Origin of the sequence: Staphylococcus sp. 11511212, assembly GCF_011394755.1 — a bacterium.
GTDB classification, from domain to species: Bacteria; Bacillota; Bacilli; order Staphylococcales; family Staphylococcaceae; genus Staphylococcus; species Staphylococcus chromogenes.
Genome location: NZ_JAANBQ010000016.1, coordinates 73,550 through 89,114 on the forward strand (window position 1 = coordinate 73,550; position 15,565 = coordinate 89,114).

Sequence of the window (15,565 nt, forward strand, 5' to 3'; positions counted from 1 at the left end):
ATGAGTTGCTATTCCTTTGAAAATACATGCATTTCGTAATGCTCTCATGGTAATATGGAGTTTAGAATAAGATTTGGAGGCGGACTTATGTCAAAAGAAGCGTTATGTATTATATACGGCGGTAAAAGTGCCGAACATGATGTATCAATTTTAACTGCTCAAAATGTGTTAAATGCCATTGACAAAGAGCAGTATCATATTGACATTATATATATCACTAATGATGGAGTATGGAGAAAAAAAGAAAATATTTCAGATCAAATCAATGACATTCATGTGTTGCATTTAGATCAATCTCACGAAGGTGAAATTTCAACGATGTTAACACAAAGTAGCCAAGGCGGTCGCTATGACGCCGTATTTCCATTGCTACACGGACCAAATGGTGAAGATGGCACAATTCAAGGCTTATTTGAAGTCCTAGATATTCCTTATGTGGGTAATGGTGTGTTGGCGGCATCTAGTTCTATGGATAAATTAGTCATGAAACAATTATTTGCACAGCGCGGTTTACCTCAGCTCCCATACGTAAGCTTTTTACGTAGTGAGTATGAGAAATATCAACACAATATATTGAAACTTGTTCATGATAAACTTGAATTCCCTGTTTTTGTAAAGCCGGCGAATTTAGGTTCTAGTGTTGGAATCAGTAAATGTGAAAATGAAGAGGAATTGATTCAGGGGATAGAAGAGGCCTTTTTATATGACCGTAAACTTGTCATTGAACAAGGCGTTAATGCAAGAGAAATTGAAGTCGCGGTCTTAGGGAATGATTATCCTGAAACAACATGGCCAGGCGAAGTAATTAAAGATGTGGCTTTTTATGATTATAAATCGAAATATAAAGATGGAAAAGTACAACTGTCTATTCCTGCTGACTTAGATGAAGAAGTTCAAATGACATTGAGAAATATGGCAGTGGAAGCCTTTAAAGCTACAGACTGTTCAGGATTATTGCGTGCAGACTTCTTTGTGACAGAAGATGACCAAATTTATATTAATGAAACGAATGCGATGCCTGGATTTACAGCATATAGTATGTATCCAAAACTTTGGGAAAATATGGGGCTTCCGTATGCTGAGTTGATTACTAAATTAATTACACTCGCCAAAGAACGTCATCTAGAAAAGCAGAAAAACAAATATAAAATTGATGAGTAGGTGTCCGCATGATTGAAATTACATTAAACCAAATCAAGCAGTGGATTGATTGTGAAATTGACACTTCTTATTTAGGGCATCCTATTAAAGGTGTTTCTATTGATTCACGCCACATAGAAAAAGGGCAATTATTCGTGCCTTTTGTCGGTGAAAACGTGGATGGGCATCAATTTACAGAACAGGCTTTGAGAGATGGCGCAGGTGCGGTCTTTTTTCAACGAGACAGTCAAATTGAAGTTCCTAATAATGGGCCAGTCATCGTTGTTGAAGACACCTTGGTTGCCCTTCAACAACTTGCAAAGGCCTATATTAAAGAAGTGAATCCAACTGTGATTGCGGTAACGGGGTCTAATGGGAAAACAACGACGAAAGATATGATTGAAAATGTCTTATCTACCAATTATCGTGTGAAAAAGACCCTTGGTAATTATAATAATGAGATCGGCTTACCTCTAACGATTCTTCAATTGGATCATGATACTGAAATCTCAATTTTAGAAATGGGGATGTCAGGTTTTCATGAAATCGAACTACTCTCCAACATTGCTGAACCTGATTATGCTGTGATTACAAATATTGGAGAATCACATATGCAAGATTTAGGTTCGAGAGAAGGCATTGCAAAAGCAAAATTCGAAATTGTATCAGGATTAAAGGAAAAGGGGAAATTGCTATATGACGGTGATGAACCCCTTCTTACACCGCATGTTCAAACTTTGGCAAAGGAACAATGTATTAGTATTGGATTAAATACTTCAAATGATGTTAGTTGTCACATATTGTCTCATGATGATGAGGGCATTACGTTTGAAATCAATAGTAAAAATCAATTCCGCTTGCCAGTGATAGGTGAACATAATATGCGTAATGCAGCGATTGCAATTACGATTGCGCAATTATTAGATGTTGATGAAAAGATAATACAATCTCAATTGAATCATCTGCAATTGACAGGTATGCGCATGCAAAAATTTCAAGCACACAATGGTGCGACCATTATTAACGATGCCTACAATGCGAGTCCGACAAGTATGAAAGCAGCCATTGATACATTAAGTCAAATGGAAGGGCGCAAAATATTGATTTTAGGTGATGTTTTAGAATTGGGAGAGCAATCTAAAATATTACATATGAGTGTAGGACAATACCTAGAAAATAAAAAAATACAAATGTTGTATACTTATGGAGAAGCTGCCCTGGACATCCATGAAAAAGGAAAACGTCATGTGGAAGAAGCAATACATTTTAATGATAAAACAAAAATGACGCGTTATATTGCATCTATATTATCAGCTAGTGATAAGGTGCTTGTGAAAGGATCGCGTGGGATGAAGTTAGAAGAAGTTGTTGATGCGTTAATTGAACAAACATAACTCATTTGTATCCAAAAAAGCAAAGAGCATTAAGTGATTGATAGCTCAATATTTCTTTGGGCATGGATTTATAATGCCAAACCTAAAGTTAGAAAGCCATCAAAATTTATCTGAGCATAAATTTTGATGGCTATTTTGATACAACTTAGTTCGATGAAATTGAGTTGGTCAAAAAATTTTATAACTTACGCTTGTGAATTAATAATATTATTTATGTCTCAAATAGCTATTTTTTATAGCTAATTTTTAATGTTATCGTTGTAAGTTTATAGCTTTACACGTGGTTTAAACTGCTTATAAAAACTTAGTATTTTAATAAGAATATGTGATTATACGTATTTGCTTTATTGCGCAATTAGCATACAGGTGGTAATATGGAGAAGTTGGAAAAATCATTATTGAGATAAATTATGAGAAATAAGATCCAAAAAAAGGAGAATGACTTTGCAAAATTTTACAAGCTTAGGTGTTTCAGAAAGAACAGCTGAAACATTAGAGGCGATGGGATTTACGGAACCTACACCGATACAAAAGGATAGCATCCCATCAGCTCTTAAAAATTTAGATATTTTGGGCCAAGCACAAACTGGAACAGGAAAAACAGGTGCATTTGGTATCCCATTAATTGAAAAAGTAGTTGGTAAAGAAGGTGTACGTGCCCTCATCTTAGCACCAACACGTGAACTTGCGATGCAAGTTGCAGAACAATTAAGAGAATTCAGCCGTGGTCAAAAAGTTCAAGTTGTCACTGTATTTGGGGGTATGCCGATCGACCGTCAAATCAAATCATTGAAAAAAGGTCCTCAAATTGTCGTGGGTACACCTGGCCGAGTTATCGATCACTTAAACCGTCGTACATTGAAAACACAAGACATCGATACATTAATTTTAGATGAAGCTGATGAAATGATGAATATGGGCTTTATCGATGATATGCGCTACATTATGGATAAATTGCCATCTGATAATCGACAAACAATGCTTTTCTCAGCAACAATGCCAAAAGCGATTCAAGAATTAGTTCAAAAATTCATGAAGTCACCAGAAATTATTAAAACGATGAACAATGAACTTTCAGATCCACAAATTGATGAATATTATACGATCGTTAAAGAATTAGAAAAGTTCGATACATTCACGAATTTCCTTGACGTTCATCAACCAGAATTAGCGATTGTGTTCGGTCGTACAAAACGTCGTGTCGATGAATTGACAAGTGCTTTACTATCAAAAGGTTATAAAGCAGAAGGCCTTCACGGAGACATTACACAAGCCAAACGTTTAGAAGTACTTAAAAAATTCAAAAATGACCAAATTGACATTTTAGTAGCAACAGATGTTGCAGCACGTGGTCTTGATATTTCTGGTGTAAGTCATGTATATAACTTTGACATCCCTCAAGATACTGAAAGTTATACGCACCGTATTGGACGTACAGGTCGTGCAGGTAAACAAGGAATGGCCGTGACATTTGTGAATCCAATTGAAATGGATTATATTCGTCAAATTGAACAAGCCAACCATCGCCAAATGCGTGCATTACGTCCTCCACATCGCAAAGAAGTCTTACGTGCACGTGAAGAAGAAATTAAATCTAAAGTTGAAAACTGGATGGCTGTGACAAAAGAACCACGTGTTGAAAGTATCGCCAAACAGTTACTTGAAGAGTACGATCAAACGGACTTAGTGACAGCACTTCTTCAAGAATTAGTAGAATCTAATGATGAAGTTGAAGTTCAATTGACTTTTGAAAAACCACTTGCACGAAAAAATCGTCAACCTAAAGGTAATCGTAAAGGCGGCGGTAAACGTCATTCAAAATCACGTCGTGGTAATAAACCGAACTTTAATAAAAAAGGCAATGGCTTTAAAGACAAGCGCGAAAATAAAGTGAAAAAAGGGCGCACTTTCGCTGATCATCAAAAATAATTTATAATGCATATTTTTAGGACAATGCTATCCTACAAATTTAACGATTTGTAGTGTATAGGTATTGTCCTTTTTTTCTATCATAGAAACATTTAATAATGGGAGATTAACTCATATCATCGTCGAGATACGTGCATAGAGTTGATTGATTTTTTACATATTTTATTATTGAAAGATACGATACACTAGGAATGTTATATCTACGAGGCAATATGCTATAATCGTTATAAAATGTTAAAACAAAAGGAGAAACTAAAGGCATGCTTAATCGGATGGAAAAAGGGCCTAAACAATACAAAACATATTTAATTCAAAATCAGATAATACAACTTTGTATCGATGGATGTTTTATAGGCTTAGTGTTATATGGAATGCATTTTTTTGACGTTGCCAAAGGGTGGCGATTTGCATTGTATGGTTTACTTGTTATAGATATTATCTTACGTTTAATACGTCCTTATCTGATATATTCGTTTTACGCTTACCAAATTGTTAACGATACAATCGTGATACAGCGAGGAATATGGTTTCGAAAATATGAAGCGGTAAAAATTGAACGTATTCAGTTCTTAGAATCGCATTTCAATCCTTTATCTCGATATCATCATTTATCACAAATAAAAGTTGTGACAGCCGGACACGAAATAGTATTACCATACTTAAATCATCAGCAGTCTGAAAAAATTGAAAGGTATTGTTTGGCACGCTTAGAAAGAGGTGAAGCAGATGTATAACCCTCAGAAATTACATCCGATTTCCTATATTTCAGGCTTAATTGAAGCAATTAAACAAAATATCATTTTAGTTATTATTTTTGTGTTTTTCCAAATGCGCCAATTCGATTGGTCTAATCCATGGAGTTATCTCTCTCCAGGAATTTTTACAGCGATCTTTCTCATCAGTTTTATAGCAAATCTTCTACGGGTCTATAAAACACGGTACTGGATTGAAGGTCAATATTTTATTATGACTTCCGGTGTTTTTAACTTAGAAAGGAAAGAATTGCATATTCGTCGCATCCAATCGATGGACACGACGCAGTCGATGGTTAACCGTTTATTTGGGGGTGTCAATTTACAAATCCGTACGCCAAGTGATGGCATTGAATTAAACACCATTACGCGCGAACAAAGTGAATATATTCGGGAAGCTGTAGAAAAAATAAAAACGACACTTACGAATGGAAATAATGAGAATGAAGACGAAGCGGGCGCTCCAACAAAAGATACAGAATCAGTACAAGAAATGTTATACGATTTGTCTCCTAAAAATTTATTGTTAATGTCGATGACAAGTGGTGCAATACTTGTAGCCTTCGTAACACTTGCGCCGATTGTTAGCGCGCTTCAAAATATTATTAATTGGTCATGGTTGTTTGGGAGCGTCGACCAGATTATCAAAAATCAAGTTATGGCTACTTTTCTGTCGTTTATCGTGATTTTATTGTTCTGTTACATCTTTGGTGTGCTACTCACAATTATTAAATATTACGGCTATAAGTTACGTCGAAAAGGGGATTATTTACATATACAATATGGTTTATTAAATATTCGACATATTACAGTGCCTATAACGAGAGTGCAAGCCGTGGTGGAAAATCGTTCCTTTTTACGTACATTATTTGGCTATACCTCATTTTCATTCATCATTACGAGCGATCAAAATCTTAAAAATGAGGATTATACGAATGGGAAAGTGATGATTTTACCATTTATAAAGAAAAATGAAGCTCAGCTGATTATCACAGACCTTGTGCCTCATATCATGTTTCACCAAATTAAGACAGGATTACCTTGGCGCGGTTTTCATCGACGATTTTGGATCATAAGTGTGGCCTTGCTTATCGTTGCAGCTTGTGTGCATTATTTTTATAGTGCATGGGTTTGGCTGCCCGTTCTTTTAGTGATTGCATACTTAGTGATGCATAGTTTTCTTGCCATAAAACATGCGGGAGCAGCGATAAAAGGCGAGCAAATCGGTGTGAAGCAGTTAACCCTCTTTGGTTTTCAAACAACCTATTTAAGCCGAGAAAAAGTCATTGGTTATCGTGAGTCGGCTCATCCCCTTATGTTGCGGGGAGAACTCAGTCATTTTTATTTTTTTGTGGCTAAAGGAATGACTTATGAAGCGATAGGTCTTCGTTTTGAGGATATTAAAAATGTATCCTCTTATCGTGAATGGTATTTGAAGGAGGAGACGTTATGAATAGGATGCATCAAGATGGACTCAAAGTTTTACGTATAAAGGGAATCATATATTCACTCATCCTCATCCTCATATTTATAGGTGAAATGGTTGCTGCCTATTTTTTTGAATGGCCTAATCAAATGACTTTAGGAATCATCAGTGTCGTTTTAATTGTTCTGATACCTTTAGTATTTGTATTTCTTATACCTAAATATCGATATGCTCATTTTAAATACCAGTATGATACGTACGGCGTCTTTATTCAAAATGGAATATGCTTTATTAAGCAATATCGTGTACCTTTATACCGTGTTCAAAATATAGAAATTGAAGAAGGCTGGTTGATGCGGCGCTTTCATCTTGCAAACATCGAACTTTCCACAGCAGGAGGTAATGTGTCTATCGAATTAATTCATAAAACTCAAGCGCAAAAATTAAACGTTTTTGTCAAACAACATGGTATGATGGAAACGTATGATGCGTCTGAAGAAAATGAAAATCCTAATGATGAAAATGAGGCCAAAATATGATTTATGGTATTGGAATAGATTTAGTAGAGATTGCTCGTATCAAGCATGTATTAGAGCGACAAGCGCGTTTTCCTGAACGTATTCTCTCAGTCAAAGAACTCGAAAAATTTCATACATTCAAAAGTGAACAACGTAAACTTGAATTTTTAGCGGGAAGGTTTGCTTGTAAAGAGGCGTTGAGTAAGGCTTTAGGGACTGGACTCGGGAGAGAGCTCGCATTTAAAGATATTCATTGTGACAATGATGCACAAGGAAAACCTGTGATTGAGTTTAAAGATTATAAAATTCACGTCTCCATTTCTCATACGGAACATTATGCGACAAGTCAGGTCGTGATTGAGTATTAATCCGTCGTTCAAAAATGGTATGATGTAATTTGAAAGAAAGACCGTATAAAGATAGAATAAAATGATTAAAAAGTCATTGGAGAGCTATCTTGATTATTTTAGGAAGGTGACAGTTATGTCAGAAAAATATTATCGTGCAACCGAACTTACAATCGATTTAGAGGCGATTACAAATAATTACCACGCATTATCACGCTTACAACCGAATAAGTTAATCATGCCAGTCGTGAAAGCGAATGCTTATGGGCTCGGAAGCATTCAGATTGCAACACATTTAAGGCAATTAGGTGCTGAATTTTTTTGCGTGGCCACACTTGATGAAGCCATCGAACTTCGAATGCATGGTATCAAAGAAAAAATACTTATTTTATCGAGCGTTCCCCCTCATGCAATCAATAAAGCAATTCAACATCGTGTGGCGATAGGTGTTCCCTCAAAAGAATGGCTTGAAGCAGCCATTTCAAACATTGATGATGACGCAGAAAAAATAGCATGGGTACATATCAAATTAGACACGGGGATGAATCGTTTAGGTATTAAAGACGAAGCAACATATCATGAAGTTATAGAAATGATTGAACAGCATCCGAACCTCGAATTTGAAGGTGTTTTTTCTCATTTTTCTTCAGCTGATGAAGATAATGACACTTCAAAAAAACAATATGAACGATTTAAAACGCTCGTAGAAAGTACATACCGCCCTAAATATATTCATATTCAAAATTCAGCTGGGGCACTACGTTTTGATCCATCGATTTGTAATGCTTTTCGACCTGGGATTTCATTATTTGGGTATTTTCCTTCTGAATTTATTGAAGAAAAAGCGACTGCACAGCTTTCGCCTTCAGTAGAATGGACGACGGGAATTACACAAGTTAAACATCTAGAAGCCGGTGAATCTATAGGATACGGAGAAACATTTACTGCGAATGAACCGATGACGATCGCATTATTACCTGTAGGCTATGCAGATGGCTTTTTACGTAATATGCAAGGGGGTTATGTAAAATTAAATGAACATCAATGTGAAATCGTCGGGCGTGTGAGCATGGACCAAGTAGCGATACGTGTCCCAAATCACGCACGTATTGGTGACGTAGTAACATTGATAGAAGCAAAGGCAAACACACCTCAATCTGTCGAAGCCTTAGCGCAACAACAAAATACGATTAATTATGAAGTTTTATGCAATATTAGTCGACGCGTGGCTAGAGTTTACAAATATCAACAATTGAGTGAAATATCCAACGAATTATTAAAATAGTATGGTTAAGACATAGGATTTTTGTTATCATGTAATAGAATCGATGAAAATTTTATCTGTTGTATTGATATGGAGGTCCTACTTATGTCAGCATTCAATCAAACAAGAGTGAAAAGTTTAGAGCAATCTTTGAAAGAGGGGTATGTTCAGATGGCAGATTTAAATCTCTCCCTAGCAACAGAAGCATACTTTGTCGAATGTGAAGCATGTGATTGCAACGAATCACACTTACTTTCTAACCACAAGGATGACTAAATGAAGCGTGGCGATGTTTATTTAGCGGATTTATCACCAGTACAAGGGTCAGAGCAAGGGGGAGTCAGACCTGTCGTTATTATTCAAAATGATACTGGTAATAAATACAGTCCGACCGTGATTGTTGCAGCGATTACAGGTCGCATCAATAAAGCGAAAATTCCAACGCATGTCGAAATTGATAAGAAAAAATATAAACTCGACAAAGATTCTGTTATTTTGTTAGAACAAATTAGAACAGTCGATAAAAAGAGGCTTAAAGAAAAGCTCACCTTTCTTTCTGATAAAAAGATGAAAGAGGTCAATGCGGCACTTGGAATTAGCTTAGGATTGCACATGAATCAACACAAATAGGCTTTAGGATTTTAAATTTCCTAAAGCCTTTTACCTTGTGATAAAAAAGGGGGGAACGTCCATTTGACGCAGCAAAATGAAGTACGCTACTTTGAGTTAGTAGAAACATTTATCAAGAACGAAGACAAAGCCCAAACACTTCAATCTGCTTCAAACTATGCAGATCATATTACAGGTAAAGGGGTAACGCCTGAAGATATTGTCCGCATGCATAAAAAATATGCAGAGACGCATCAACTTTCTCAGTCAGAGTTGATGGAAAGTCTGGATGTTTTAGAAAAAGTGATTTCTAGTTTTGGTTTTAATTATTCTGATTATAAAGATTTAATCGATCGAATGGAAGTTCATGATAAAGAATTGGATGTGGCTTCCAGACTCCAACAAACCATGTTAAAAACTGAAATTCCGCAATTTGACAGTATTCAAATTGGCGTGATTTCAGTGGCAGCTCAACGCGTGAGTGGAGATTACTTTAACTTGATTGACCATAAAGATGGCACGATGAGTTTTGCTGTCGCCGATGTTATCGGGAAAGGAATTCCTGCAGCACTCGCAATGAGTATGATTAAGTTTGGTATGGATTCCTACGGGCATTCACAACTTCCGAATGACGGTTTAAAGCGTCTTAATCGTGTGGTTGAAAAAAACGTCAATCAAAATATGTTTGTAACGATGTTTTATGGCTTATACGAAGAAATGAACCATATCTTATATTGTAGTTCAGCAGGGCATGAGCCAGGATATATTTTTCGAGCAGATAAAGATGAATTCGAGGAAATTGATGTTCGTGGGCGTATTTTAGGCGTGAGCTCGCACATTCGATATGACCAAAAAGAGATTAAAATTAATATCAATGATTTAATTATCATATTTACAGATGGTGTGACAGAAATACGTCGAGAAAATGGGGAGTTTATTAATCAAGAAAAGCTTTTAGAATTTATTAAAGGCTATAAACAATTACATCCTCAAGATATTGTCCAATTGCTATATGAACAACTGATTCGTATACATAAAGAAGGGAAACGAGACGATTTAACAATATTAATTATTAAGAGAGTCAATTAATTTCTATAAATTTAGATTAATGCAACATAGAAATGGGTAAAAGTCCGTAGTAGAGTATATTTGTAGGAGTGTAAACAATAATGAACCTTAATATCGAATCACAAGAACATGACAAACATTATGACGTTACCGTAAGCGGCGAACTCGATGTCGCAACTGTTCCCGAATTAGAAAAAGTGTTAGTTCCTATTAGACAAGCTGGAACACATGATATACATGTAAATTTAGAAAATCTATCATATATGGATTCAACAGGGCTCGGTCTCTTTGTGGGTACATTGAAATCTTTAAATCAAAATAATAAAGAATTGTATATTCTTGGTGTTAATAATAGAATTAAACGATTATTTGAAATTACAGGTTTAAGTGACTTGATGCACGTGAACGAAGGGACGGAGGTCGAATAATCATGCCAAACAGAAATGATTTTATCGAAATGAGGCTTCCAGCGTCTGCAGAATATGTAAGTTTGATTCGTCTTACTTTATCCGGAGTATTCACTCAAGTAGGTGCTTCTTATGATGATATTGAAGACGCTAAAATTGCAGTAAGTGAAGCTGTGACAAATGCGGTTAAACATGCGTATAAAGATAAAAAAGAAACCGGTTATATCAATGTCGGTTTTGAAAAAAGCGATACGTACATTAAGATTATCGTTTCAGATCAAGGTGAGAGTTTTAATTATCAAGAAACAAAACAACAACTCGGACCTTATCAAGATAATGAAAACATCGACTTTTTACGTGAAGGTGGACTAGGTTTATTCTTAATTGAGTCGTTAATGGATGAAGTCACTGTTGACAAAGAGACAGGGGTAACGATTAGCATGATCAAGTATATCAAAAAAGAGCAGGTGCGAAATAATGACGAAAGAGTCGAAATCAGTTAATTCTGTTTCACCTGAACAAATCAACGACTGGATTAAACGACACCAAGAACATCAAGATAAAGAAGCGCAAGAAAAACTCGTAAAACATTATGAAAAGCTAATCGAATCATTGGCCTATAAATATTCAAAAGGCCAATCTCATCACGAAGACCTAGTGCAAGTCGGCATGGTCGGACTTATAGGTGCGATAAACCGTTTTGATTTGTCATTTGATCGTAAGTTTGAAGCTTTCTTAGTTCCAACTGTCATCGGGGAGATTAAAAGATATTTACGTGATAAAACTTGGAGTGTACACGTTCCTAGACGCATTAAGGAAATTGGTCCAAGAATTAAAAAAGTCAGTGATGAACTTACAAATGAACTCGAACGGTCCCCTTCAATTGCTGAAATTGCTGCGCGATTAGAAGTAACAGATGAAGAAGTGCTTGAAGCAATGGAAATGGGTCAGAGCTATAACGCTTTAAGTGTGGATCACTCCATTGAAGCTGATAAAGATGGTTCTACAGTCACATTGCTTGATATTATGGGAAGTCAAGATGATAACTATGATTTGACGGAAAAGCGCATGATTTTAGAGCGTATTATTCCAATTCTATCTGATAGAGAACGTGAAATTATACAATGTACCTTTATCGACGGTTTAAGCCAAAAAGAAACGGGTGAACGTATAGGGTTAAGTCAGATGCACGTTTCGCGTTTACAACGAACAGCCATTAAAAAACTTCAAGAAGCGGCAAAGAAATAATTTATCAATCAAAATGTGATTGGTTAATCATAAATGGTGAGAGGCTAGACGATAAAGTCTATGCCTCTTTTATTGTGCTTGAATAACGGCATGATTTTTATCCATGAATAATGATAAAATAAACAAAGTAAGATTTAAGAAAGTGGTGAACCTTTTGGCAAATACATTAATTCAAGCAATACATAACGAATACCAATTTTCAATAAAGCAAATAGAAGCGGTATTACAATTACTCGAAGAAAAAAATACAGTTCCCTTTATTGCACGCTATCGTAAAGAAGCGACCGGGGGATTAGATGAAGTTGAAATTAAAAAAATTGAAGACGAATATGCGTACATGTTGCAACTGCAAAAACGTAAAGAAGAAGTGATACATAATATAGAGCAACAAGGATTGTTAACAGATGAATTAAAAGCCGATATTTTAAAGCAAACTAAATTACAACGAGTTGAAGACCTCTATAGACCTTTTAAGCAAAAGAAAAAGACACGTGCGACGGAAGCCAAACGTAAAGGCTTAGAACCACTAGCCAAATGGATTGATACGCAAAATTCAACAAAGTCTTTAAATCAAGAAGCACAAAAGTTTATTAATGATGAAGTAAAAACAATCGATGAAGCCCTATTAGGCGCACAAGATATTATTGCGGAGCGTATTGCGGATAACCCTAAATATCGTCAACGAATATTAAAAGAAACCTTGAAACACGGAGAGATTGTAACATCTAAAAAGAAAAATGCCGAAGATGAAAAAGCAACTTATGCGATGTATTATGATTACGCTGAGCCATTAAAGCGTATTGCCAATCATCGTATTTTAGCAATGAACCGCGGCGAAAAAGAAAAAATTTTGAATGTTAAAATTGATGTTGATAAAACGAAACTGTCGGAAGAAATTAAGAAAATAGAAATTAAAGATACAAATGAATTATCTCAAATTGTTATCTTAGCCATTGAAGATGCAATGAAGCGGTTAATTTTTCCTTCAATTGAACGTGAAATTCGTGGAGATTTAACAGCACGTGCCGAAGAAAAAGCAATTGATGTTTTCAGTGAAAATTTAAAGCATTTACTGTTACAGCCACCATTGAAAGAAAAACAGATTTTAGGTGTGGATCCAGCGTTTCGCACCGGTTGTAAGTTGGCAGTCATTAATCCACTTGGCTCTTTCGTAGCGAAATCGGTCATGTATCCACATCCGCCTATCTCTAAAACGAAAGAAGCTGAACGTATTTTCTTAGAGATGGTTAATACGTACCAAATTGAATTGGTGGCAATTGGGAACGGAACAGCGAGTCGTGAAACAGAACAGTTTGTGGCGAATATGATTCAAAAGCATGAATTGAATATTCAATACATTATTGTGAATGAGGCAGGCGCTTCCGTCTATTCTGCTTCAGACATTGCACGACAGGAATTTCCTGATTTTCAAGTCGAAGAACGAAGTGCGGTTTCTATAGGCCGTCGCGTGCAAGACCCTTTAAGTGAGCTTGTAAAAATAGATCCTAAATCTATAGGTGTCGGTCAATACCAACATGACGTTAATCAAAAACAATTAGGAGAAGCATTGAACTTTGTCGTTGAAACAGCAGTAAACCAAGTAGGTGTTAATGTTAATACAGCATCAAGTACATTATTGCAATATGTCGCAGGTTTATCTAAACCCATCGCAAATAACATCATTCAGTATAGGGAAGAAAATGGTGTAATTAAGCATCACAAAGAAATTAATAATGTAAAACGCCTAGGTGCAAAAACGTTTGAACAGAGTATTGGCTTCTTAAGAATTGTGGATGGGGACGAACCTCTTGATAATACTGCTATTCACCCTGAAAGTTATCCCGCAACATATGACTTACTTAAAATTTTGAAAATAGAAGTATCAGAACTCGGAACAGAGCGTTGTAAAGCAACCTTAAAAAATATAGATATAAAAACATATGCTGAACAACTTAAGGTCGGCGTTCCGACGCTTGAAGATATTGTGAAATCATTAATGGCTCCCCATCGTGACCCAAGGGATGAATATGAAACACCACAATTAAAATCTGATGTATTATCTATTGAAGATTTAAACAAAGGAATGAAATTGAGTGGAACAGTACGAAATGTTGTTGATTTTGGAGCGTTTGTAGATATTGGTGTGAAACAAGATGGCTTAGTGCATATTTCTAAGTTAGCAAAACGCTTTGTAAAACACCCGATGGATGTTGTGAGTGTAGGGGATATTGTTGATGTTTGGATTGATTCCATCGATAGCGAAAAAGGAAAAGTCGCATTAACAATGATAGATCCGCATGCTTAATCAAGAATTGCAACAACATGCTGAAAATCTAGCATTAACCTTATTTGGAAAGCCTTTTCGTCATCGGATTTATTTTAATCATAGATTACGTAGTACAGGAGGGCGATATCTTTTAAAAACACATGATATTGAAATAAATCCAAAGCAATATGAACACTTTGGTTTAAAAGAACTAGACAATATCATTAAACATGAACTGTGCCATTATTTTCTTCATTTAGAAGGAAAAGGGTATCAACACCGAGACAGAGATTTCCGACAGTTGGCACTAAAAGTAGGCGCGCCACGTTTTTGTAATTCTATTGAGAGTTATGAAACGCGCGCGAATTACGAATATATGTGTAAAAAATGTCATAAAACGTTTTTAAGAATACGTCGTGTTAATACGAATAAAATGAGATGCGGACAATGTGGAGGAAGTTTAAAATTAGTTAAGGTATTAAAGTAGCTTATCAAACAAAAGGTTTCAAGTAACTCAAGTAGTGCCAACTAGAAGTATAGCGATAGTAGATGAGGATTAAAAATATCATATAGAGACTCCCCACGAAATGATTTCTCAGTGGGGAGTTTTTTATGAATATATTCATTGAAGTCTTCTAGTAAAGACTTAAAAAATAAGATTTATGATAGGGGCCTAATATTTTTAAATTCTTTATTGACATCTTAACATTGAATTCGTATAATAATTTAGGTCGTCACAAGTCATAGGAATAAATAAATGGTTTTTATGAAATAAGTGATTGACATTGAATACAATTTGATGTATGATTAAATACGTTGTGAAAATAAGATTAACAACACGTTACAAACATTAATTTAATGTTAAAAGAGTGTTGACAATGCGAATAACACATAGTACAATAAATCTTGTCGAAAAAATCATTCGATTTTTACCGAGCGGTCGTGGCGGAACGGCAGACGCGCTAGGTTGAGGGCCTAGTGGGAGTATTCCCGTGGAGGTTCAAATCCTCTCGGCCGCATCAACCTCAAAATTAATTATTTGCGGGTGTAGTTTAATGGCAAAACCTCAGCCTTCCAAGCTGATGTTGTGGGTTCGATTCCCATCACCCGCTCCATTTATTTTTACATGAACATTGAAAACTGAATGACAATATGTCAACGTTAATTCCAATAATTTTGAGTACGTAACGTACTTTC

General features: G+C 35.7%; 16 protein-coding genes and 2 tRNA genes. All 18 read left to right on the top strand.

Translation table 11 applies throughout. From position 1 onward, the window contains the following. The first annotated feature begins 87 nt into the window (after positions 1-87). The 18 genes from G8Y84_RS09940 (at position 88) to G8Y84_RS10025 (ending at position 15,483) form a co-directional block, all read left to right on the top strand. The gene (locus tag G8Y84_RS09940; RefSeq protein WP_105963524.1) at positions 88-1,161 is read left to right on the top strand and encodes a D-alanine--D-alanine ligase; all 1,074 of its coding nucleotides are present in this window, start codon (positions 88-90) and stop codon (positions 1,159-1,161) included. A gap of 8 nt (positions 1,162-1,169) precedes the next feature. Next, complete coding sequence (locus G8Y84_RS09945; RefSeq protein WP_105965813.1) at positions 1,170-2,534, top strand: UDP-N-acetylmuramoyl-tripeptide--D-alanyl-D-alanine ligase; 1,365 nt, start codon at positions 1,170-1,172, stop codon at positions 2,532-2,534. 444 nt (positions 2,535-2,978) lie between these two features. Next, on the top strand, positions 2,979-4,463 hold the full coding sequence (gene cshA, locus G8Y84_RS09950; RefSeq protein ID WP_103159486.1) for a degradosome RNA helicase CshA: 1,485 nt from the start codon (positions 2,979-2,981) through the stop codon (positions 4,461-4,463). Between the two features lie 260 nt (positions 4,464-4,723). Next, positions 4,724-5,197 (top strand): PH domain-containing protein, encoded by a 474-nt coding sequence (locus G8Y84_RS09955; RefSeq protein WP_051605022.1) that lies wholly within the window; start codon positions 4,724-4,726, stop codon positions 5,195-5,197. Next, positions 5,190-6,668: a PH domain-containing protein gene (locus G8Y84_RS09960; protein WP_037577183.1), complete on the top strand. Its 1,479-nt coding sequence runs from the start codon at positions 5,190-5,192 to the stop codon at positions 6,666-6,668. Before G8Y84_RS09955 ends, G8Y84_RS09960 begins: the two co-directional genes overlap by 8 nt. Then, a complete protein-coding gene (locus G8Y84_RS09965; RefSeq protein ID WP_051605021.1) occupies positions 6,665-7,180 on the top strand; it encodes a PH domain-containing protein in 516 nt (171 codons plus the stop codon). The genes G8Y84_RS09960 and G8Y84_RS09965 overlap by 4 nt, the downstream gene beginning before the upstream one ends. After that, positions 7,177-7,527, top strand: a complete 351-nt coding sequence (gene acpS, locus G8Y84_RS09970; RefSeq protein WP_037577181.1) for a holo-ACP synthase — start codon at positions 7,177-7,179, stop codon at positions 7,525-7,527. Before G8Y84_RS09965 ends, acpS begins: the two co-directional genes overlap by 4 nt. 115 nt (positions 7,528-7,642) lie before the next feature. Further along, positions 7,643-8,791 carry an alanine racemase gene (gene alr, locus G8Y84_RS09975; RefSeq protein WP_037577179.1) on the top strand — a complete coding sequence of 383 codons (1,149 nt, stop codon included), beginning with the start codon at positions 7,643-7,645 and terminating at the stop codon, positions 8,789-8,791. Positions 8,792-8,875: 84 nt separating this feature from the next. Beyond that, positions 8,876-9,046, top strand: coding sequence for a type II toxin-antitoxin system antitoxin MazE (mazE, locus tag G8Y84_RS09980; protein ID WP_037577177.1), 171 nt, complete (start codon positions 8,876-8,878; stop codon positions 9,044-9,046). Further along, positions 9,047-9,400 (top strand): type II toxin-antitoxin system PemK/MazF family toxin, encoded by a 354-nt coding sequence (locus tag G8Y84_RS09985; RefSeq protein WP_103159488.1) that lies wholly within the window; start codon positions 9,047-9,049, stop codon positions 9,398-9,400. Between the two features lie 63 nt (positions 9,401-9,463). Then, entirely contained in the window at positions 9,464-10,468 is a 1,005-nt protein-coding gene (locus G8Y84_RS09990; RefSeq protein WP_165806332.1) for a SpoIIE family protein phosphatase, read from the top strand. A gap of 80 nt (positions 10,469-10,548) precedes the next feature. Beyond that, positions 10,549-10,875, top strand: coding sequence for an anti-sigma factor antagonist (locus G8Y84_RS09995; RefSeq protein WP_037577172.1), 327 nt, complete (start codon positions 10,549-10,551; stop codon positions 10,873-10,875). A 2-nt stretch (positions 10,876-10,877) separates the two neighbouring features. Continuing rightward, a complete protein-coding gene (rsbW, locus tag G8Y84_RS10000) occupies positions 10,878-11,357 on the top strand; it encodes an anti-sigma B factor RsbW (protein ID WP_037577169.1) in 480 nt (159 codons plus the stop codon). Then, positions 11,332-12,102 carry an RNA polymerase sigma factor SigB gene (sigB, locus tag G8Y84_RS10005; protein ID WP_037577167.1) on the top strand — a complete coding sequence of 257 codons (771 nt, stop codon included), beginning with the start codon at positions 11,332-11,334 and terminating at the stop codon, positions 12,100-12,102. The genes rsbW and sigB overlap by 26 nt, the downstream gene beginning before the upstream one ends. A 154-nt stretch (positions 12,103-12,256) precedes the next feature. Next, positions 12,257-14,407 carry a Tex family protein gene (locus G8Y84_RS10010; RefSeq protein WP_105997016.1) on the top strand — a complete coding sequence of 717 codons (2,151 nt, stop codon included), beginning with the start codon at positions 12,257-12,259 and terminating at the stop codon, positions 14,405-14,407. Then, entirely contained in the window at positions 14,400-14,855 is a 456-nt protein-coding gene (locus tag G8Y84_RS10015; protein ID WP_037577163.1) for a SprT family protein, read from the top strand. Before G8Y84_RS10010 ends, G8Y84_RS10015 begins: the two co-directional genes overlap by 8 nt. 449 nt (positions 14,856-15,304) lie before the next feature. Beyond that, positions 15,305-15,387: transfer RNA gene (locus tag G8Y84_RS10020), tRNA-Leu, on the top strand. A gap of 22 nt (positions 15,388-15,409) precedes the next feature. Beyond that, positions 15,410-15,483 (top strand) — tRNA-Gly (locus tag G8Y84_RS10025). Positions 15,484-15,565: the final 82 nt, after the last annotated feature.